Here is a 20,331-nt window from a genome sequence, read left to right on the forward strand (position 1 = left end):
GGCGCCGGAAGGTTCGTTTGCTTGTCCCTACGGCCTGGGAACTACCCTTGCTGGGTGCGCGACAAAACCCAAGTCAATTCCAGGGCGACCGAGCCGGGGCCCGGTGACGGCCTCGTGAAAGCGGGCGGCATCGTCTTCATCGTGGGGGCGATCGCCACCCTGGTCACGGTGGCCCCGCTGTTCCTCGACACCGACCCGTTCCCACCTCTCGCCTATGGCGTCTGCATGCTCATGGGCGTCGGTTTTCTGCTGGCCGCGGCCGGCGTACTGCGAGGCGTCTCGGCTCAGCGGCGGGCGGCACGCTCCACGTAGTCCGACAGCCAGGCCGGGAAGCCGGTCAGGTCCGCCAGCACCACGTCGGCGCCCGCGGCCCGCAGTTCGCCGGCGGAGCACGGACCGGTCGTGAGGGCCACCGAGAACGCGTCGGCGGCGCGCGCCCCGCGCACGTCGCCGACGTGGTCTCCGACGTACACGCTCGCGCCGTGCTCGCGCAGCGCCTCCGCCTTGCCCTCCGCCCACAGGTTGCCGACCACGACGTCCGCGTCGATGCCCAGGTGCGCCAGGTGGAGCTTGGCGTTCGGCTCGTACTTGGCGGTGACGACCATGGTGCGCCCGCCCGCGGCGTGCACGGCGTCCATCGCCTCGTGGACGCCCGGCAGCGCCAGTGTCGGCTCGATGGCGTATGTGGGGTACATCTCACGGTAGAGATCGGCCATCGCCGGGATCTCCTCCGCGGGGAACCACTCGGCGAGCTCGTCGACCAGCGGCGGACCGAGCCGGGAGATCGCCAGATCGGCGTCGACGTACGTGCCGGTGCGCTCGGTCAGGGCCACCCAGGTCGCCCTGATCCCGGGCCGCGAGTCGATCAGCGTCATGTCGAGGTCGAACCCGACGGTGGGTCCGGCGGGGGCGGGGTCTATGTGGGCAGCCATGGGCCCCATTGTGCCCGGCATACGATGACGGCCTCACAGCCCACACTTAGCCAAGCCTTACCCACCGCCCAGCCAGCTCATCGGGAGCGTTATGCCTGTCAGACGCCGTGACGTCAGGGTTTTGGCGATCGTGGCGGCGGCCGCGGCGCTGGCCCTGGCGGTCCTGCTGAGCCTGGCGGTGGGGGCCCGCGCGATCGCGCCGTCCGCCGTGTTCGACGCCCTGCTGCACGGCGGGCACAGTGACGCGGCCGAGGTGATCAGGGGCCTGCGGCTGCCGCGTACGGTCGTCGGCCTGATGGTCGGCGCGGCCCTGGCGCTGGCCGGCACGGTCCTTCAGGGCATCACCCGCAACCCCATCGCCGACCCCGGCATCCTCGGCATCAGCCAGGGCGCGTCGGTCGGTGTGGTCCTGGCCATCGCGTACCTGGGCATCCACACGCTCACCGGGTACGTGTGGCTGGCGTTCGCCGGGGCGGGTATCGCGTCCGTCGCCGTCTACGCGATCGCGTCGAGCGGCAGAGGCGGCGCGACACCCGTCAAACTGGCCCTGGGCGGCGCGGCGATCAACGCACTCCTCGTCTCGGTCACCACGGCGATCCTCACGACCAAGGCCTCGGCGCTCGACGAGTTCCGCTTCTGGCAGGTGGGCTCGCTCTCGGGCCGCGACGCGCAACTCCTCCACCAGATCTGGCCGTTCCTCCTGGCCGGCACGGTCCTGGTGCTCTCGGTGGCGCGCGGCCTGGACGCGCTGGCGCTCGGCGAGGACGTGGCGAAGGGCCTGGGCCAGCGGGTGGCGACGGTACGTATCGTCGGCGGCCTGGGCGCGACCGTCCTCACGGGTGTCGGGGTGGCGGCGGCGGGCCCGATCGCGTTCATCGGCCTGGCGGTGCCGCACATAGCCCGCGCGCTCGTCGGCTCCGACCACCGCTGGCTGCTGCCGATGGCGGCGCTGACGGGCCCGGTGATGCTGCTGGTCGCGGACACGGTGGGCCGGGTGGTCTTCCCGCCGAGCGAGGTGCCCGCGGGCGTCATGACGGCACTGATCGGGGTCCCGTTCCTGGTGACTCTGGTGCGCAGGAAGGCGGTGCCCGCATGAGCACGATTCCCGGGGTGCGCCCGGCCGGGTACACGGTGCTCCGCGCGGGCCGGGCCCGCTTCCTCCTGCACCGCAGGGCGACGACGGTGGCGGCGATCCTCACAATCGCCCTCCTCACCGCCTGCCTGGCGTACCTCTGCGTGGGCGAGACGTTCACGAGCCCGGCAGAGGTGTTCAAGGTCGTCACAGGGCAGCCGTCCCCCGACGAACTGGTGGTCGGCACACTGCGTGAACCCCGCATGGTGGTGGGGCTCCTGGTGGGTGCGGCGTTCGGCGTCGCGGGCGCACTGATCCAGACGGTGGCGCGCAACCCGCTCGCCAGCCCCGACATCATCGGCATCAGCCAGGGCGCGAGCGCGGTGACGGTGGCGGCGATGACCTTCGGCCTCACCTCCTACACACTCCTCCCCTACGTGTCCGTGGCGGGCGGAGTCATTGCGGCGGCCCTGGTCTACGTCTTCGCATGGCGGGGCGGCCTGCATGCCACCCGTTTCGTCCTCATCGGCATCGGCTTCGCTATCGCGCTCCGCTCGATCACCACGCTCTTCATGACGAAGGGCGACTACCTCGTCGCCCAGCAGGCCCAGATCTGGATGACGGGCTCGCTCAACGGCCGCGGCTGGCCCGAGGCGCAGCCCCTCGCCTGGAGCCTGCTCCTCCTCGCCCCCTTCATCGCGTGGGCGGCCCGGGCGCAGCGCACGGTCTCGATGGACGACGACACGGCGACGGCGCTCGGGGTGCGCCTGGGCCACGCACGTCTGGGCCTGGTCGCGCTCGGCGTGGTCCTGGCGTCGCTGGCGACGGGGGCGGCGGGCCCGGTGGACTTCGTGGCTCTGCTGGCCCCCCAGATCGCCCGCCGCCTGACCCGTACCGCTCAGATTCCGCTGTTGTGCTCGGCGCTCCTGGGCACGGTGATCGTGGTCGTGGCCGACCTGCTGGCCCGCCGCCTGTTCTCGCCGACGGAGCTGCCGGTGGGCGTTCTCACCGCGGCGGTCGGCGCCCCCTACCTGATCTACCTGATCGTCCGCAGCCGCTCCGTCCGCACTTCCGGAGGCACCGCATGAGCCGGCTCACGGCCCGCGACCTGACCCTCGCCTACGACGACCGCACCGTGGTGCGGGGGCTCGATCTGACGGTGCCCGACGGCCGGGTGACGGTGATCGTCGGCCCGAACGCGTGCGGCAAGTCGACGACGCTGCGGGCGCTCGGCAGGCTGCTCCGGCCCGCGGGCGGCTCGGTACTCCTGGACGGCAAGGCGCTCGCCGAGCTGCCCACGAAGAAGATCGCCCAGCAGATCGGGCTGCTGCCCCAGTCCCCCACCGCTCCCGAGGCGATCACGGTCGCGGACCTCGTCTCGCGCGGGCGCCAGCCGCATCAGAGCTGGTGGCAGCAGTGGTCCGACGCGGATGAGCTGGCCGTCACCGAGGCGATGGAACGTACCGACGTCGCCGCGCTCGCGGACCGCAACGTCGACGAGCTCTCCGGTGGTCAGCGTCAGCGCGTCTGGATCGCGATGGCTCTCGCCCAGGAGACGGACATCCTTCTCCTCGACGAGCCCACCACGTTCCTGGACATCGCCCATCAGGTCGAAGTCCTCGACCTGGTACGCCAGTTGAACCATGACAAGGGTCGTACCGTCGCCATCGTCCTGCATGATCTCAATCAGGCTGCGCGTTATGCGGATCACTTGGTTGCGATGAAGGAGGGGCGGATCGTTGCGGAGGGGGCGCCTTCGAAGGTGGTTACGGCGGAGTTGGTCCGAGAGGTTTTCGGGCTGCCCTGTGTGGTGGTCTCCGACCCGGTCACGGGTTCTCCGCTGGTGGTTCCGGGTTCCCCCTGGACCCCGTCGAAGTAGCCCCGGCACTCGCGCCCAGCCCCGGGGCTCCGCCCCAGCCCCCGCTCCTCAATCGCCGGAGGGGCTGGGGTGGCACAGCCGGAGGGGCTTGATCGGGAACGGCCGGAGGGGCTTGATCGGGGGGCCAGCCGCAAAGCCTGGGCCGGCGACAGCCGAAGGGGCTGGGTCGGCGACAGCCGAAGGGGCTGGGTCGGCGACAGCCGGAGGGGCTTTAAAGAACGACGTCGGCGGACAGGTAGGGGACAACGGGAGGGGGTGGGCGGGGTATGTCCGCGCGCAGCACCCCTGCCCCTGACCGCGGCGGCCGAAGCAAGCAGCGATGACATCGAGATGGCGAGCACGGACATACCCCGACCGCCCCCGTACCCGACCACACACCGGCCACAACGAAACCGCCAGCCGCCGACGAAACCGCAACCAGCCACCCTCCCTTCCTGGCGAGCACCGAAAGGCACCCACCATGCATGCCTCCCTCACCCGCCACGGCACCCACCTCACCCCCCTGACCCTGTCCCTGTCCCTGTCCCTGTCCCTGTCCCTGGCCATGGCCCTGTCCCTGACCGCCTGCACGAGCAGCTCCGACCCGGCCAAGGACGAACCCGCCCCCACCGCCGGAGGCACAGGCGCCACACGCACCGTCAAAACCGCCATGGGCGACGTCAAAGTAAAGAACGCCCCGAAGCGCGTAGTCGTCCTCGACACCGCCGAACTCGACTCCGCCATCACCCTCGGAGTGAAACCCGTCGGCGCCACCCGCGCCGGCGCCGAACACTCCTTCCTCTCCTACCTCCCCGACTCCGAGACCACCGGCATCACCGAAGTGGGCGAGATCTCCCACCCCAACCTGGAGAAGATCGCCGCCCTCAAGCCCGACCTCATCCTCAGCAGCAAGATCCGCGACGGCCAGCGCTACCAACAGCTGAGCGCCATCGCCCCGACGGTCCTCACCGAGTCGACCGGCTACCCCTGGAAGCAGAACTTCCGCCTTCACGCCGACGCCCTGGGCAAAACCCCTGAAGCCAAAACGGCGATCGCGAAATACGAGGCGCACACAAAAAGGGTCACCAAGGCACTCGGCGGAAAGCAGAAAGCGGCGGCAACCGACATCAACGTCGTCCGCTTCGTAGAAGGCGCCGACATCCGCATCTACGGCAAGCAGAACTACATCGCCACGATCCTCGCCGACGTGGGCCTGGGCCGCCCCGCGATCACGGACAAGGCCAAGGACGGCTTCTCCTACGATGTCAGCCCCGAGCAGATCGACAAGGCGGACGCGGACGTCATCTTCACGTCGACGTACGGGAATCCGAACAAGGCGAAGGTCACGCAGACCACGACGAGCGGCCTGTGGCGGGGGATCAGGGCGGTCAGGGACGACCGGGTGTTCCAGGTGGACGACGAACTGTGGATCCAGGGCATCGGCTACACAGCGGCGAACAGGATCCTCACGGAACTCCAGTCGGACCTGACCACGTAAAAGAGCCCAACCTCAACCCAATGCCAGAACTTCAGCCCACTCCCAGAACCTCGGCCCACTCCCAAAACCTCAGCCCACTCCCAGAACCCAAAACCTCAGCCCCGACTCCGCTGAGACCGCCACACCAAATACAACGCGGAGCCAACCGCGGCCACCCGCAACACCCAGGGCCACGTCTCCCCCAGCGCGCCGCTCATCTGCCCGTCGGCGATCGGCGCGCCCCACTTCCCGACGCTGCGCCCCCAGAGCCAGACGATGCCGCCGATCACGGCGAGACCGGGAAGGCCGAACACGGCGAGTTTCTTCTGGCCCAGGGTCAGCCGACGGGAGAGATAGACGACGGCCCAGCCGATGAGCAGGGCGAGGATGTTGCCGAGTGCGGCGCCGGCGACGAGGGCGACGGCGGCGAGCAGGAGGAGGGGGTTGGTCCAGCCCCCGACGGGCACGACGCGCGGCACACGCCGGGGCACCAACCGCCGCGCGCCCCGCACTTCCCGCGCTTCGACGCCGCCCTCAGCACCCGCTGCGCCCTCTACCGCGGCCGCCTCATCATCATCACCAGAGTCACCGGAATCACCCGCCCGCGCAGGCTTACGCAGATCAGCCCGCCCAACGCCCCCCGGGCCCCCGGGCCCCTTCGTCAAGCCAGGCCGCTTCAAAATCTCCGGGATCTCCACCCCGCCCGTGAACCCCGGCACGCTGTCCGTGTCACCGAGCGTCCCGGCTCCCCCGGCCCCGATCCGCCACCAGTCGGTCTCGTCACCGGACGCGCCGAGTTCATCCGTACCGGCGAGGTGCGGAGGGGAGGGCGCGTCGCGGTCGTCCCGAACGGCTGGTTCGGGGTCGGCGGTTTCCCGCCGGGGCAGGGGCACGATGCGCCGCAGCCCGGCGCCCTTGGCACCTTTGACACCCCTGGCACCCCTGGCGCCTCTGTCACCTTTGGAACCTTTAGGGGCACGCTGCTCGGGCAACGGCCGGATGAGCCCCGCCGCGGGGTCGGCGCCGCCGCCCCCACCACCCTGCGCACCGCTGACTATCCGGTCGGGGCTGCCGAGCCGGTCGAGGATGCGGCGGACGGCGGCGGGGCTGTCGACGGTGGCCTGGGCGCGGTGCCGGTCGATCTCTCCGCGCAACTCGGTCACCAGGCGCATCCGGGTCGCCGACGGCAGTTGCCGCTGCTGGGCCAGGTCGCCGACCCGGCTCAGATAGTCGAAGACGAGCTGATCACTCTCGATCCCCACGAAGTCCCCTCCGGGGTGCGCCAGTTATTGCCTCGACGGTATCGCGAATGCCGGGCGCGTCGGAGCGGCGGTCACGGGGGCGTTGCCGCGAACCCCGCTCCGCAATCGCCGGAGCAGCTCGCCGGGCCGCTACCGTGGGTCAGATGAGCCCCAACGAGCAGAACCCGGCGGCGCCGACGGCAGCACCGCGTTCCCTGGCGGAGGCACTCCGCGCCAGGGACGACGCTTCTCTGGCCCGCCTCCTGCGCGCCCGCCCGGACCTGCTCGGCCCGGTCCCGAACGATCTGACGCAGCTGGCCACGCGGGCGGGGACCCGCGCGTCGGTGGTGCGGGCCCTGGACCGGCTCGACCGGTTCACGCAGCAGGTGGCGCAGGCGCTGGCGGTTGCCCCGGAGCCGGTGACGTACGAGTCGCTGCTCGGTCTGCTGCCGGGTGAGCTCACGGCACAGGCGCTGCCGGGCGCGGTGGCGACGCTGCGCGAGCAGGCGTTGCTGTGGGGCGCGGACGATCAGCTGCGTCTCGTGCGCACGGCACGCGAGCTGCTGGCGCCGACACCGCAGCACCCGTCTCCGACGGGGCTCGGTCCGACGGTGGCGGAGGCGACGGCGGGCCTTTCACCGAACCGTCTTCAGGAGATCGTGGCGGCGGCGGGCCTGCAGTCGACGCACGACGGTGTGTCGGCGGTGGCGGCGCTGACGGGCCTGTTCGCGGACGGTACCCGGATGTCGGCGCTGCTCGACGAGGCCCCGGTGCAGGCCATCGACGTACTGAACCGGCTGTTGTGGGGGCCGCCGTACGGGCAGGTGACGGCGCAGCCCGCGGCGCATCTGCGCTGGCTGCTCGACCGGGGTCTGCTGCTGCCGACGGCGCCGGGCACGGTGGTGCTGCCGCGTGAGGCGGCGCTGCATCTGCGGGGCGGCCGGGCGCACCGCGAGCTGGAGCCGGTGGCGCCGGACGTTCGGGAGAAGACGACGCACCGTCCACAGGTGGTGGACGCGACGGCGGCGGCGCAGGCGTACACGGCGCTCGCCACGGTCGAGGAGTTGTTGAAGGACTGGGACGAGGGCGGTCCGGCGGTGCTGCGGGCGGGCGGTCTGAGCGTCCGGGATCTGAAGCGCACGGCGACGGCTCTGGACAGCACGGAGCCGCAGGCCGCTTTCTGGGTCGAACTGGCCTACGCGGCGGGTCTGCTGGCGGCGGACGGCGAGGCCGACGAGCGGTATGCGGCGACGCCCGCGTACGACGAGTGGCTGGAGCGGCCGCCGGCGGAGCGGTGGACGCGGCTGGCGGCGGCGTGGCTGCCGGCGACCCGTACGGCGGGTGTGGTGGGCGGCCGGGACGGCAAGGACCGTACGTTGTCGGCGCTGGGCCCGCATCTGGACCGTTCGGCGGCGCCCGAGGTGCGGCACCGGGTGCTGTCGCTGCTGGCGGAGCTGCCGGAGGGCACGGCGCCCGATCCGGAGTCGATCGTGGCGAGGCTGACGTGGGAGCGGCCGTCGCCGGCGGCCCGGGAGCTGCGGACGCGGCTGGCGCAGTGGACGCTGTCGGAGGCCGAGTTCCTGGGGGTGACGGGCCGCGGGGCGCTGTCGGCGCACGGCAGGGCGCTGCTCACGGAGCAGGGCGGCTCGACCCCGGCGGAGCGGGCCGTGGCGACGGCGAGGGCGGAGAAGCTGATCGCTCCGCTGCTGCCGGAGCCGCTGGACCATGTCCTGCTCCAGGCGGACCTCACGGCGGTGGCGCCGGGCCCGTTGGTGCGCCCGCTGGCGGACTCCCTGTCCGTGCTGGCCGACGTCGAGTCGAAGGGCGGGGCGACGGTGTACCGGTTCACGCCGGGTTCGGTGCGCCGGGCGCTCGACGCGGGCCGGACGGCGTCGGACCTGCACGCTTTCCTCGCGCAGCACTCCCGGACGCCGGTGCCGCAGCCGCTGACGTACCTGATCGACGATGTGGCGCGGCGGCACGGGCATCTGCGGATCGGGGCGGCCTCGGCGTACGTCCGCTGCGACGACGACTCGGTGATGAGCGAGATCCTCGCGGACAAGCGGGCGGCGTCGCTGCGGCTGCGGCGGCTCGCTCCGACGGTCCTGGCGGCGCAGGTGGACCCGGGTTCGCTCCTGGAGGGTCTGCGTTCGATGGGTTTCGCGCCGGCGGCGGAAACGGCCGAGGGCGATGTCCTGATCACGCGGGCGCACGCGCACCGCACGCCGCCGCGCACGGCGCCCGAGCCGGTTCCGGACGGTCCCGCGCTGCCGGACGGGACGCTGCTGGACGCGGCGATCCGGGCGATCAGGGCGGGCGACGTGGCGGCGACGACGCCGCGGAAGGTGGCGCCCGCGCATCCGGGAGGCGGCGAGCTTCCGCGGACGACGGCGGCCGACACGCTGGCCACGATGCAGGCGGCGGTCCTCACCGGCGACACCCTCTGGATCGGTTACGTGAACGCGGAGGGGGCGGCCAGCCAGCGGGTCATCGCGCCGATCCGGGTCGAGGGCGGCTTCGTGACGGCGTACGACCACACGGCGGACGAGGTGCGTACGTATCCGCTGCACAGGGTGACGGGCGTGGCGGAACTGGAACCGGACGCGACCTGAGTCACTCCGCGCTCCCACCCGCTCTTCGGACGCGACCTGAGTCATTCCGCGCACCCCACCCGATGCCCGGAGGCGACCTGAGTCACTCCGCGCACCACCCGGCATGCGGCACACTGGACGTTTGGCCATACCGAGTCCGGGGGGCCTGGCCCATGCAGAAAGGGTGCCGCGCGTGAACGGTCCACTCATCGTCCAGTCGGACAAGACCCTGCTCCTGGAGGTCGACCACGAGCGGGCCGACGAATGCCGCCGGGCGATCGCCCCGTTCGCCGAGCTGGAGCGGGCGCCGGAGCACATCCACACCTACCGCCTGACACCGCTGGGCCTGTGGAACGCGCGGGCGGCCGGGCACGACGCGGAGCAGGTCGTGGACGCGCTCGTGGAGTACAGCCGGTACCCGGTGCCGCACGCGCTGCTCGTCGACATCGCCGAGACGATGGACCGCTACGGGCGGCTCACACTCTCCAAGCATCCGGCGCACGGCCTGGTCCTCACGAGCACGGACCGCCCGGTCCTCGAGGAGATCCTGCGTTCGAAGCGGGTGCAGCCGCTGGTCGGCGTCCGTATCGACGCGGACTCCGTGGCCGTGCACCCCTCCGAGCGCGGCCAGATCAAGCAGACGCTGCTGAAGCTGGGCTGGCCGGCCGAGGACCTCGCCGGGTACGTGGACGGCGAGGCGCACCCGATCGAGCTGGCGGAGGACGGCTGGGCGCTGCGCCCGTACCAGAAGCAGGCGGTGGAGGGCTTCTGGCACGGCGGTTCCGGCGTGGTCGTACTCCCCTGCGGCGCGGGCAAGACGCTGGTCGGCGCGGGCGCCATGGCGCAGGCCAAGGCGACGACCCTGATCCTCGTCACGAACACGGTCTCGGCGCGTCAGTGGAAGCACGAGCTGGTGAAGCGCACCTCGCTGACCGAGGACGAGATCGGCGAGTACAGCGGTACGCGCAAGGAGATCCGCCCGGTCACCATCGCCACGTACCAGGTGCTGACGACGAAGCGGAAGGGTGTCTACCCGCACCTGGAGCTGTTCGACTCCCGTGACTGGGGTCTGGTCGTGTACGACGAGGTGCATCTGCTGCCGGCGCCGGTCTTCAAGTTCACGGCCGACCTTCAGGCGCGCCGCCGCCTGGGCCTGACGGCGACCCTGGTCCGGGAGGACGGCCGCGAGTCGGACGTCTTCTCCCTCATCGGCCCGAAGCGGTTCGACGCGCCGTGGAAGGAGATCGAGGCACAGGGCTACATCGCGCCTGCCGACTGCGTGGAGGTCCGGGTCAACCTCACCGACTCGGAGCGCCTCGCCTACGCCACCGCCGAGGCCGAGGAGAAGTACCGCTTCTGCGCGACGACGGCGACGAAGCGGAAGGTGACCGAGGCCCTGGTACGCAAGCACGCGGGCGAGCAGACCCTCGTCATCGGCCAGTACATCGACCAGCTCGACGAGCTGGGCGAGCACTTGGACGCGCCGGTCATCAAGGGCGAGACGACGAACGCGGTGCGCGAGAAGCTCTTCGAGTCGTTCCGCCAGGGCGAGATCTCGGTCCTGGTCGTCTCGAAGGTCGCGAACTTCTCCATCGACCTGCCGGAGGCGACGGTCGCGATCCAGGTGTCGGGCACGTTCGGCTCGCGCCAGGAGGAGGCCCAGCGGCTGGGCCGGGTGCTGCGTCCGAAGGCGGACGGCCACGAGGCCCGTTTCTACTCGGTGGTCGCCCGCGACACGATCGACCAGGACTTCGCGGCGCACCGCCAGCGCTTCCTGGCCGAACAGGGTTACGCGTACCGGATCGTCGACGCGGACGAGCTGCTCGCCGACGGCTGACCCCGTCGCTGACGCAGCGCCACGAGGACGAGCCCGAGGCCGAGCAGCGGATACGGAGACGCCAACGGCTGCTGCCACCACGCGAGTTGTAGATCCAGGTCGCCCTGGTGGGGCAGCAGCCACATGGTGCGGGCGGTGAAGAGCAGCGCCACGGCGACGGCCGTACGGCGCTGCCCGCCCGCCCACAGGACCGCGAGCAGCGGCACGCACCACACCCAGTGGTGCGACCAGCTGATGGGTGAGACGAGGAGCGCGGTGAACGCCGTGAGGGCGACGCCGTGCGCCTCGGTGCGGGCGCGCGTGGCCGCGTACATCCCCGCGAGAGCTACGAGGACTGCGGGTACGGCCCAGAGCATGCCCGGCTCGGCGACGTGCAGCGCGCGGGCGACGAGCCCCTGCACCGACTGGTTGTCGACGATCCACGCCTTGCCGACCCGCCCGGTCTCGTAGAGCCGCCGCGTCCAGAACTCCCAGCTGGCCTGCGGCAGTACGAGCGCGCCGAGCAGCACGGTTCCGGCGCCGGCCGCCGCCGCGTACGTCGCCTCGCGGCGGCGGCCGGTCAGGAGCAGGTAGACGACGAAGACGGCCGGGGTGAGCTTGATCCCGGCCGCGATGCCCAGCGCGAGGCCCTTGCCGCGGGCGCCGGCCGGCCGGGTCAGGTCCCACAGGATCAGCGTGGCCAGGGCGAGGTTGATCTGCCCGAACAGGGTGGTCTGGAAGACGGGTTCCAGCCAGAGCGCTCCGCTGGTGAGCAGGCATGTCCTGGCCCGCGTCGGCTCCGGCCCCGCCAGGCGGCAGGAGAGGTGGACCAGGGCGGCCGTGAGCGCGATGTTGCCTAGGAGGAAGACGGCCTTGAGGGCGGGGAGTTGGAGCCAGGTGGTGGGGACGAAGAGGAGTGCGGCGAACGGGGGGTAGGTGGCGGGCAGTTGCCACCGCGTCACCGTGAACCCGTACAGGTCCCCGCCACCGGCCGCCGCGGCGGCGCCCTCCGCTCTGTAGACCAGGATGTCGGCCATCTCGGCGTGCTGGAGGGTTACCAGGGTCAGCAGCGCGGCGGCGGAGACGGTCAGGGTTGCGCAGGAGGTCGCCCTACGGAGTCGATCGATCACGCCGAGCGACAATAATCGCCCCTGGCAGTTGAGCCACACTGGACGTGCCGCGCGCTCATGGCAGATCCGCGCGGTTCCCCGCGCCCCTAGGAGGTGCGTTGTCGACTGCGGGCCCGGTGGGGGCTGGTCGCGCAGTTCCCCGCGCCCCTGAGCGTCTGCCATGTCCCGCCGTCCTGAAGGCGCGCCACCGTCGTGGCTGGTCGCGCAGTTCATCGCGCCCCTCAAAGGTGCGTTGTCGGCCGCGGGCCCGGTGGGGGCTGGTCGCGCAGTTCCCCGCGCCCCTGAGGGGCTTGCGGCTTCGCCGCATCCCATGAGGGCGCATCTCATGAGGGCGCATCCCATGAGGACGCGCCCCATGAGATGGCGCACGAAGTGTGCATCTCAGGGGGCGCGGGGAACTGCGCGAGAAGCCCCACCCGCCCGCAACCGACAACGAACCCCCTAGAGGCGCGGGCCCTCAGGACATGGGGCGGAACCGGCGGAGCCGTAGGCTGTTGGCGACCACGAAGACCGACGAGAAGGCCATGGCCGCGCCGGCGATCATGGGGTTCAAAAGACCCGCCGCGGCCAGCGGAACCGCCGCCACGTTGTAAGCGAACGCCCAGAACAGATTCGACCGAATCGTCCCCAGGGTCCGCCGAGCCAGCCGAATCGCATCGGCGGCAATGCGCAGATCCCCGCGGACCAGGGTCAAGTCCCCCGCCTCGATGGCCGCATCCGTACCCGTCCCCATGGCCAGCCCCAGATCGGCCCGCGCCAGCGCCCCCGCATCGTTGACGCCGTCGCCCACCATCGCCACGACCCGCCCCTCCTTCTGCAGGCGCTCGACGACATCGACCTTGTCGTGGGGCAGCACCCCGGCGATGACATCCTCGGCCGCGATCCCGACCTCGGCGGCCACCGAACGGGCCACCGCCTCATGATCCCCGGTGAGCAGCACCGGCCGCAGCCCGAGCGACCGCAACCGCCGGACGGCCTCCGCACTGGTCTCCTTCACCGCGTCGGCGACTTCGAGCACGGCGCGGGCCTGGCCGTCCCAGGCGACGGCGACGACGGTACGGCCTGCGGCCTCGGCGGCGGACTTGGCGCGGGCCAGTTCGACGGGCAGGTGGATCGACCAGTCGCTCAGGAGCTGTTCCCTGCCCACGAGCACGGCGTGCCCCTCGACAACCCCCTGGACTCCGAGCCCCGCACTGTTCGCGAAGTCCTCCACCCCGGGCAGCACCCCCACCCGCTCCGCCGCCCCGGCCGCCACGGCCCGCGCGACGGGATGCTCGGAGGCCCGCTCCAAAGCGCCCGCCAGCCGCAGGACGTCCTCCTCCGAGACCTCCGAGACCTCCGAGACCTCCGAGACCTCCGAAATCTCCGAAATCTCCGAGACGTCGGCACCGGTGGCGACATGCGTGGCGAGGAGCGTCATCCGGCCGGTGGTCACGGTGCCGGTCTTGTCGAGGACGACCGTGTCGACGGCCCGGGTCGCCTCCAGGACCTCGGGCCCCTTGATGAGGATGCCGAGTTGAGCGCCGCGCCCGGTGCCGACCATGAGCGCGGTCGGCGTGGCCAGGCCGAGGGCGCACGGGCAGGCGATGATCAGTACGGCGACGGCGGCGGTGAACGCGGCGGTCCACCCCGCACCGTTGCCGAGCCAGAAGCCGAGCGTGGCGACGGCGAGCGCGATGACGACGGGGACGAAGACGGCGGAGATCCGGTCCGCGAGGCGCTGGGCGGCGGCCTTGCCGTTCTGCGCGTCCTCCACGAGCCGTGTCATGCGCGCGAGTTGGGTGTCGGCGCCGACCCGGGTGGCCTCGACGACGAGCCGTCCGCCGGCGTTCAGCGTGGCCCCGGTGACCGTGTCGCCGACCGCGACCTCGACCGGCACGGACTCGCCGGTGAGCATGGCCGCGTCCACGGCGGACGATCCCTCGACGATCGTGCCGTCGGTGGCGATCTTCTCCCCCGGCCGTACGAGAAAACGGTCGCCGACCTGCAACTCGCCGACCGGCACGGTCTCTTCGCGTCCGCCGTCCCGGACGAGCGTGACGTCCTTGGCACCCAGTTCGAGCAGCGCCCTGAGCGCGGCGCCCGCCTTCCGCTTCGAGCGGGCCTCGAAGTAGCGGCCCGCGAGGATGAAGGCCGTCACTCCGGCCGCGGCCTCCAGGTAGATGTTCCCGGCGCCGTCACCGCGCGCGATGGTCAGTTCGAAGGGGTGCGTCATGCCGGGCTCACCGGCCGTGCCGAAGAACAGCGCCCATACGGACCACAGGAACGCGGCCGAGGTGCCGACCGAGATCAGCGTGTCCATGGTCGCGGCGCCGTGCCGCGCGTTCGTGACCGCCGCCCGGTGGAAGGGCCAGGCCGCGTACGTGACGACGGGTGCGGCCAGCGTCAGCGAGAGCCACTGCCAGTAGTCGAACTGCAGGGCCGGGACCATCGCCATGGCGATCACGGGGACGGCCAGCACGACGGCCGTGACCAGCCGCCGGCGCAACGGCAGCAGTTCGTCCGCCCCGGCCGCCGGCCTGTCCTCCTGGTCCTCCCGCGCCGCCGCCGGGGGCGCGGGCTCCCGCGCCGTGTACCCGGTGGCCTCCACCGTGGCGATCAGATCCGTGACGTGGACCCCGCCGCCGAAGGTGACCTTCGCCTTCTCGGTCGCGTAGTTGACGGTCGCCTCGACGCCGTCCAATCGGTTCAGCTTCTTCTCGATACGAGCGGCACACGACGCGCAGGTCATGCCGCCGATGGCGAGTTCCACCCGCGCGGGTGCGGCGACGGTCGGCGCCGGCATGAGGCCTCCTGGGGTGTCGGTGCGGGTACCCCGGGCGGGTACCTTGGCGATGCGTCCAGTTGTACCCCTGGGGGGTATTGAAAGCAAGGCGCGCAGGCCCTTGACTCGCTACCCCCCAGGGGTATGTTCTGACGTTGCCACCAACTCAGCCCCTCCGGCGATTGAGGAGCGGGGCCCGGGGCGGAGCCCCGTGACATCAGCCATGACCAGGAGCCCCCATGCGCACAGGACTGAAGATCACCGCCTACGCCGCCACCCTCGCGGCAGCCTTCGGCACCGCGTACGGCGTCGGCACCGGCACCACCCCCATCACCACGCAGGAGCGCCCCGCACCGGGACACGGCGCCCACGAGGACGTCGAAGAGGCGGGCCCGGCCTTCGGCGGGCTACAGATTTCCGAACGCGGCTACACGCTCGACCTGGAGCGGGACCGACTGCCCGGCCGGACCGGAACGCTGCGCTTCACCATCCGCAAGGACGCCGGCGGCGCGCCCGTGACCTCGTACAAGAAGGAGCACGGCAAGGAGCTGCACCTGATCGTCACCTCCCGGGATCTGACCGCGTACCGGCATCTGCATCCCGTACGCGCCGCCGACGGCACCTGGTCGACGCCCGTCTCGCTGCCCGAGGCGGGCGACTACCAGGTCTTCGCGGACTTCACGCCGCGCGGCGAGGACGAGGGGCTCACGCTCGGCACGGGTCTCGGGGTCGCCGGGCGGTACGCGCCCGCTCCGCTGCCCGCGCCCGCCGCGACGGCGCGGGTGGCGGGCGGGTACGAGGTCCGCATCGAGGGCGGGCTGGAGCCGGGCGCGGCGAGCGAACTGACCCTGCGCGTCAGCAGGAACGGGCGGCCGGTGACCGACCTGGAGCCGTACCTCGGCGCGTACGGGCATCTGGTCGCGCTGCGCTCCGGCGACCTCGCGTACCTCCACGTTCACCCGCACGACGGGCGGCCGGGGCCCGGGGTTTCCTTCACGGCGACCGCACCGAGTGCCGGGACGTACCGGCTCTTCCTGGACTTCAAGCACGACGGGGAGGTCAGGACGGCTGCGTTCACGGTGCACGCGGCGTAGGCTGAGCGGGACATTGGACTAGACCTGTCTCCGGTGCCCCGGGCAGGTCGTCGCGACAGGAGCCTCATGAGCAAGCGTGCAGTCCTGGAGGTGATCGCCCTCGACGCGCGGGACGCGGTCGCCGCCCAGGCCGGGGGTGCGGACCGACTGGAGCTGGTCACCGACATGGCGGCGGACGGGCTGACGCCGTCGGTGGAGACGTTCGCGGCGATCCGTGCCGCCGTGGACATCCGGCTGCGCGTGATGCTGCGGCTCGCGGACGGCTTCTCGGCGGACGGCCCCGACGGGGTGGAGGCGCTGGTGGCGAGGGCGCGGGCGCTGCGCTCGGCGGGGGCGGACGAGTTCGTGCTCGGGTTCCTCGACGAGCACGGGGGGCCCGACCTGGTGGCCGTCGAGCGGATCGTGGCGGAGCTGGACGGGTGCCGGTGGACGTTCCACCGGGCCATCGACCGGACCGCGGACCGGGATGCTCTGCGCAAGCAGCTGGCGGATCTGTCCGGGCTCGACACGTACCTGACGGCCGGGTCCGCGGAGGGGGTCGACGCCGGGCTCGAGGTGCTGGTCGCGGAGGCGGCGCGGGGCGGTGACCCCGGGTACGAGCAGCAGCTTCTGGTGGGTGGCGGGCTCCGGCTCGAGCATGTACCCGGGCTGCGGGCCGCGGGCATCTCGGCGTTCCACATCGGCGGGGCGTCCCGCCCGGGCGGCTGGGAGAAACCGGTCTCCGCCGACGCGGTCCGGGTATGGCGCGAGGCCCTGGACGCCTGACGCTCCGCGGGGCCTTGGCCTCCTCTTCGGGCGCGGCACCACCGTGGCTGACCGCGCAGTTCCCCACGCCCCTGGCCAACCAAGCCCCTCCGGCGTTTGCCCCCCTCAAGCCCCTCCGGCGATTGAGGAGCGGGGGCTGGGGCGGAGCCCCGGGGCTCAGCGCCAACGCCGGTTGCGGATCCGATCGCGAGCGCAGCGCCATCGTGGCTGACCGCGCAGTTCCCCGCGCCCCTGGCCAAACCAGCCCCTCCGGCGATTGAGGAGCGGGGGCTGGGGCGGAGCCCCGGGGCTCAGGCCCGACGCGGGGCGAGTTGCGGCGGCAGCGGAGACGTATGGGTGACCTGGAGGCCCGAGACCGCCCGGGTCAGGGCCACGTACAGCCGCCGCAGCCCGGTACGTTCGTCGGGTTCACCCGCCACCACCGCAGCCGGCTCGTCCAGAACCACATAGTCGTACTCCAGCCCCTTGGCCAACGACGCAGGCACGAGCGTCAACCGCGACTCGGCAGTCGTCTCCTCACCCGGAGCGAGAAACGTCAGCCCCGCCGCCCCCAAGGCCCCCGCCAGCTCCCCGCACCGCGAGTCCGCCGCGATCAACCCCACCGACCCCTCCCGCTCCAACGCCCGCACACACGCGGCGACGACCTCCCCGGCCCCCGACACCGCCCGCACCTCGAACGCCCCCGGGTTCTCCCGTACCGACTCCACCGGCGCAAGCCCCGGCGCGATGGACGGCAGCAGCCGCGACGCGTACGCGATGACGTCCGACGGCACACGGAACCCGGCCGTCAGCTCCTCCACCACCGCCTCCGGCTTGCCCAGGTGGGCCAGCGCCTCGCCCCAACTCCGCGTAGCCCACGGCGTGGTGCCTTGCGCGAGGTCGCCGAGGACGGTCACGGACCCGGTCGTCGCCCGGCGCCCCACCGCCCGGTACTGCATCGGCGACAGATCCTGCGCCTCGTCGAGAACGACGTGCCCGAGCGAGTGCGTACGCGCGACGAGATCACTCGCCTCGTCGATCAGCACGGCATCGGCAGCGCTCCACTTGGCGCTCTTCGTGCTGCGCGCGGGCTTCACCCACAGCACGGCCTTCTGCTCCGCCGCGTCGAGCAGACCCTCCGCGTGCTCGGCGAGGAACTCCGCGTCCGAGAGCAGCCGCAGCACCAGCTTCGCCGGATCGACGGCCGGCCACACCGCCTTGACCAGTGCCTTCACGGCGGGGTTGCGTGCGACCGCGTCCTGCACCCGGTCGTCCGGCGCCTCGCCCGCCCGCTCCATCTGGACGAGCACGGCGTGCGCGACGCGCTGCGACAGGGCATCGCGCGCGGCCCCGTACCGCATGTCGCGTTCCATCAACTCCCGCACGATGTCCGCCAGTTCGTACGAGGCCACCCGCCAGCGGCGTGATCCGCGCACCACCACGACGCCCTCGTCTGGCAGCGTGATGTGCGAGCGCAGCGCCCTGCGGACCACCTCGGCCATCCGGGCGTCACCCTTGACCAGGGCGGCCTCGGCACTGTCCGTGCCCCGCACCTCGACCTGCGCGACGAGGTCGTCGACCGTCGACTGCCTGACCTCCAACTCCCCCAGCGCGGGCAGCACTTGCTCGATGTAGTGGAGGAAGGACGCGTTCGGCCCGATGACGAGCGTGCCGGTACGGGCGAGCCGCTCGCGGTGCGCGTACAACAGGTACGCGACCCGGTGCAGGCCGACCGCCGTCTTCCCGGTCCCCGGGCCGCCCTGCACGCACACCGATCCGGCGAGGCCGCTGCGTACGATCTCGTCCTGCTCGGGCTGGATCGTGGCGACGATGTCGCGCATCGGGCCGACACGCGGCCGCTCGATCTCCTGCTGGAGCAGCTTGCTGGTCCGCTCGACCTCGGCCGGGTCGGAGAGATGCTCGTCCTCGTACGCGCTCAACGCGCCGCCGGTGTAACCGAACCGGCGGCGCAGCGCGACGTCCATCGGGTCCTTCTTCGAGGCCCGGTAGAACGGCTGCGAGACGGGCGCGCGCCAGTCGATGACCATCGGGTCGCCCTCGGCGTCGTGCACGTGCCGCCGCCCGATGTAGAACTGCTCGCCCTCGGCGCCCTCGGCGAGGTCTACGCCCGGGGCGTGCAGGTAGTCGAGGCGGCCGAAGAACAGCGGGGTGTGACTCAGGTCGGCGAGGGCCTTGATCCGGTCGTCGATCTGGCGTTGCAGCACCTCGGCGTTGACCCAGTTCGCGGTGACGTCGCGGATGTCGAGCGCCTCCGCGTCCTCGCGCATGGCGCGCAGTGCGGCGCGGGACGAGTCGAGGTGGGCGCGTTCGCGGTCGAGCGGCGAGGACGACGTCGACATCGGCGAGGGCGTTGACGGGCTCACGGGGTGGTGCCTCCGGCTCCAGATACGCGTGTGCGGCATACGCGTGTGCGGCATACGCGGTGTGCGACATACGCGGCGTGCGACGGGGTCCGGCCGGTTTCCGTCCGGTCGGCGGCGCTCCGGCTTCAGCGACGCGGGTGCGGCGAAGGGAGGCGGGCAGACGCGCGAGTGTACGGGACGGGTGGGTGCCGGTGCCAACGACTTTCTCCGGGCTCCCCCATGTCCGGGCTCCCCCCGCATCCGGGGTGGCCAAAAGTAGGAGTACCCCGAGATATCCAGGGGTGCGGATCCCCCGAAGGTCGTACGGAGGTTCCTTCGCGGGGCCGATGTGCATGAATGGCCCGAATCGCATCCTGGATACATGACTACTACAGCAGCCATCACCCGGGTGATCCGGGCGTTCTCCGCAGCAGCGTTCAGCGTCATCGTGATGGGCGACTCGGACGGTTCTCTCTACCGCGACGCGGGCGTCGTCACCCGTCACTGACACGGGGCTCCGCCCCGGACCCCGCTCCTCGATCGCCGGAAAGGCCGGATCGGGGTAAAGGTCACCCGAACAGATTCAGGTCCGCCTCCCGGACCCCGGCCAGTTCATACCGCGCCCCCACCACCGAACGCCCCGCGTACAACCTCACCAGCGTCGCCGCATCCCCGATGTACCGTGCGGGCGGTTTCTCCCCGTCCGCGGACCCGAGCACGAGCGGCTCGTCCCATCCGTCCACATCGGCGTGCAGCGCCACCTGCTTCCGCTCCCGGCTGATCCGCGCGAGCAGCTCCAGCGCCATCGGCAGCCGGTCCCCCGCGTACGCCCCGGGCTCACCGAAGGCGTCCCGTACGTCCCCGGCGTGCACCCACTCCCCCAGGGCGACACCGTCGAGCATCCCGCCGGACCTGGCGATGGCGGCGCCCGCCTCGGTCATGCCCCGCTCCAGCTCGTCCACGACCTCCTGATGCGACCAGCCGGCCCGCTCGGCGATGTCCCGGTCGTTGCACTCGGGGCTGAACACGTCCGGCTCGAAGCGGCTCTCGACCACCCGCATCAGCGCGGCCGAACAGTGCGCGAGCACAGCCCGCACGGTCCACCCGGGACACGCGGTCCGCAGCTCGAAATCCGTGTCGGCCCGCGCCCTCAACAGCGGTACCAGGGCGTCCCGTTCGGCCATCAGGAGCCGCCCGGGCAGCTCGGGGTCACGCTCGTGTTCCCGTGCGACGTCTGCGGTCATGCCCC

Annotated in this window: 16 protein-coding genes; 10 read left to right on the forward strand and 6 right to left on the reverse strand. The window is 71.9% G+C overall.

The annotated features are described in order from the left end of the window. Window positions 1–54 precede the first annotated feature (54 nt). Entirely contained in the window at window positions 55–312 is a 258-nt protein-coding gene (locus ABD366_RS04210; protein ID WP_324765964.1) for a hypothetical protein, read from the forward strand. Here the strand turns inward: ABD366_RS04210 and ABD366_RS04215 are convergent. Next, window positions 285–941 (reverse strand): HAD family hydrolase, encoded by a 657-nt coding sequence (locus ABD366_RS04215; protein ID WP_411293602.1) that lies wholly within the window; start codon window positions 939–941, stop codon window positions 285–287. The two genes, ABD366_RS04210 and ABD366_RS04215, sit on opposite strands and share 28 nt — an antisense overlap. Window positions 942–1,023: 82 nt before the next feature. Here ABD366_RS04215 and ABD366_RS04220 point away from each other — a divergent pair, with 82 nt between their 5' ends. From ABD366_RS04220 to ABD366_RS04235, 4 genes are all read left to right on the forward strand, one after another. Beyond that, window positions 1,024–2,028, forward strand: a complete 1,005-nt coding sequence (locus ABD366_RS04220) for a FecCD family ABC transporter permease (protein WP_324765966.1) — start codon at window positions 1,024–1,026, stop codon at window positions 2,026–2,028. Next, on the forward strand, window positions 2,025–3,092 hold the full coding sequence (locus tag ABD366_RS04225) for a FecCD family ABC transporter permease (RefSeq protein ID WP_324765967.1): 1,068 nt from the start codon (window positions 2,025–2,027) through the stop codon (window positions 3,090–3,092). The genes ABD366_RS04220 and ABD366_RS04225 overlap by 4 nt, the downstream gene beginning before the upstream one ends. Continuing rightward, window positions 3,089–3,883 carry an ABC transporter ATP-binding protein gene (locus tag ABD366_RS04230; RefSeq protein WP_324765968.1) on the forward strand — a complete coding sequence of 265 codons (795 nt, stop codon included), beginning with the start codon at window positions 3,089–3,091 and terminating at the stop codon, window positions 3,881–3,883. The genes ABD366_RS04225 and ABD366_RS04230 overlap by 4 nt, the downstream gene beginning before the upstream one ends. 460 nt (window positions 3,884–4,343) lie before the next feature. Then, window positions 4,344–5,360, forward strand: a complete 1,017-nt coding sequence (locus tag ABD366_RS04235) for an ABC transporter substrate-binding protein (protein WP_324765969.1) — start codon at window positions 4,344–4,346, stop codon at window positions 5,358–5,360. A 95-nt stretch (window positions 5,361–5,455) separates the two neighbouring features. Here the strand turns inward: ABD366_RS04235 and ABD366_RS04240 are convergent, their stop codons facing one another. Beyond that, window positions 5,456–6,601, reverse strand: coding sequence for a hypothetical protein (locus tag ABD366_RS04240; RefSeq protein WP_324765970.1), 1,146 nt, complete (start codon window positions 6,599–6,601; stop codon window positions 5,456–5,458). Between the two features lie 143 nt (window positions 6,602–6,744). On the opposite strand from ABD366_RS04240, the gene ABD366_RS04245 reads away from it, so the two are divergent. Together ABD366_RS04245 and ABD366_RS04250 are read left to right on the forward strand one after the other, a co-directional pair. Continuing rightward, window positions 6,745–9,192, forward strand: coding sequence for a helicase-associated domain-containing protein (locus ABD366_RS04245; RefSeq protein ID WP_324765971.1), 2,448 nt, complete (start codon window positions 6,745–6,747; stop codon window positions 9,190–9,192). Between the two features lie 172 nt (window positions 9,193–9,364). Beyond that, window positions 9,365–11,008, forward strand: a complete 1,644-nt coding sequence (locus ABD366_RS04250) for a DNA repair helicase XPB (protein ID WP_324765972.1) — start codon at window positions 9,365–9,367, stop codon at window positions 11,006–11,008. Here ABD366_RS04250 and ABD366_RS04255 read toward each other — a convergent pair. Then, window positions 10,960–12,117, reverse strand: coding sequence for a glycosyltransferase 87 family protein (locus ABD366_RS04255; RefSeq protein WP_411293603.1), 1,158 nt, complete (start codon window positions 12,115–12,117; stop codon window positions 10,960–10,962). The genes ABD366_RS04250 and ABD366_RS04255 overlap by 49 nt on opposite strands. Before the next feature lie 457 nt (window positions 12,118–12,574). Beyond that, on the reverse strand, window positions 12,575–14,902 hold the full coding sequence (locus ABD366_RS04260) for a heavy metal translocating P-type ATPase (protein ID WP_324765973.1): 2,328 nt from the start codon (window positions 14,900–14,902) through the stop codon (window positions 12,575–12,577). A gap of 218 nt (window positions 14,903–15,120) precedes the next feature. On the opposite strand from ABD366_RS04260, the gene ABD366_RS04265 reads away from it, so the two are divergent. After that, window positions 15,121–15,975 (forward strand): hypothetical protein, encoded by an 855-nt coding sequence (locus tag ABD366_RS04265; RefSeq protein WP_324765974.1) that lies wholly within the window; start codon window positions 15,121–15,123, stop codon window positions 15,973–15,975. A gap of 66 nt (window positions 15,976–16,041) precedes the next feature. Continuing rightward, the gene (locus tag ABD366_RS04270; RefSeq protein WP_324765975.1) at window positions 16,042–16,740 is read left to right on the forward strand and encodes a copper homeostasis protein CutC; all 699 of its coding nucleotides are present in this window, start codon (window positions 16,042–16,044) and stop codon (window positions 16,738–16,740) included. Window positions 16,741–17,030: 290 nt separating this feature from the next. Here the strand turns inward: ABD366_RS04270 and ABD366_RS04275 are convergent, their stop codons facing one another. Then, entirely contained in the window at window positions 17,031–19,079 is a 2,049-nt protein-coding gene (locus ABD366_RS04275; protein WP_324766039.1) for a HelD family protein, read from the reverse strand. Window positions 19,080–19,464: 385 nt separating this feature from the next. On the opposite strand from ABD366_RS04275, the gene ABD366_RS04280 reads away from it, so the two are divergent. Further along, window positions 19,465–19,590: a hypothetical protein gene (locus ABD366_RS04280; protein WP_324765976.1), complete on the forward strand. Its 126-nt coding sequence runs from the start codon at window positions 19,465–19,467 to the stop codon at window positions 19,588–19,590. A 61-nt stretch (window positions 19,591–19,651) separates the two neighbouring features. On the opposite strand, the gene ABD366_RS04285 is transcribed toward ABD366_RS04280, so the two are convergent. After that, complete coding sequence (locus ABD366_RS04285; protein WP_324765977.1) at window positions 19,652–20,326, reverse strand: maleylpyruvate isomerase family mycothiol-dependent enzyme; 675 nt, start codon at window positions 20,324–20,326, stop codon at window positions 19,652–19,654. Window positions 20,327–20,331 lie beyond the last annotated feature (5 nt).

Source organism: Streptomyces kunmingensis (assembly GCF_039533535.1).
Lineage (GTDB): Bacteria > Actinomycetota > Actinomycetes > Streptomycetales > Streptomycetaceae > Streptomyces > Streptomyces kunmingensis.

Coding starts and splice junctions, on each gene's coding strand:
- ABD366_RS04215 (WP_411293602.1), bottom strand. CDS start 941: ATGGGGCCCATGGCTGCCCACATAGACCCCGCCCCCGCCGGACCCACC.
- ABD366_RS04220 (WP_324765966.1), top strand. CDS start 1,024: ATGCCTGTCAGACGCCGTGACGTCAGGGTTTTGGCGATCGTGGCGGCG.
- ABD366_RS04225 (WP_324765967.1), top strand. CDS start 2,025: ATGAGCACGATTCCCGGGGTGCGCCCGGCCGGGTACACGGTGCTCCGC.
- ABD366_RS04230 (WP_324765968.1), top strand. CDS start 3,089: ATGAGCCGGCTCACGGCCCGCGACCTGACCCTCGCCTACGACGACCGC.
- ABD366_RS04235 (WP_324765969.1), top strand. CDS start 4,344: ATGCATGCCTCCCTCACCCGCCACGGCACCCACCTCACCCCCCTGACC.
- ABD366_RS04245 (WP_324765971.1), top strand. CDS start 6,745: ATGAGCCCCAACGAGCAGAACCCGGCGGCGCCGACGGCAGCACCGCGT.
- ABD366_RS04260 (WP_324765973.1), bottom strand. CDS start 14,902: ATGCCGGCGCCGACCGTCGCCGCACCCGCGCGGGTGGAACTCGCCATC.
- ABD366_RS04265 (WP_324765974.1), top strand. CDS start 15,121: ATGCGCACAGGACTGAAGATCACCGCCTACGCCGCCACCCTCGCGGCA.
- ABD366_RS04270 (WP_324765975.1), top strand. CDS start 16,042: ATGAGCAAGCGTGCAGTCCTGGAGGTGATCGCCCTCGACGCGCGGGAC.
- ABD366_RS04275 (WP_324766039.1), bottom strand. CDS start 19,079: ATGTCGACGTCGTCCTCGCCGCTCGACCGCGAACGCGCCCACCTCGAC.
- ABD366_RS04280 (WP_324765976.1), top strand. CDS start 19,465: ATGACTACTACAGCAGCCATCACCCGGGTGATCCGGGCGTTCTCCGCA.
- ABD366_RS04285 (WP_324765977.1), bottom strand. CDS start 20,326: ATGACCGCAGACGTCGCACGGGAACACGAGCGTGACCCCGAGCTGCCC.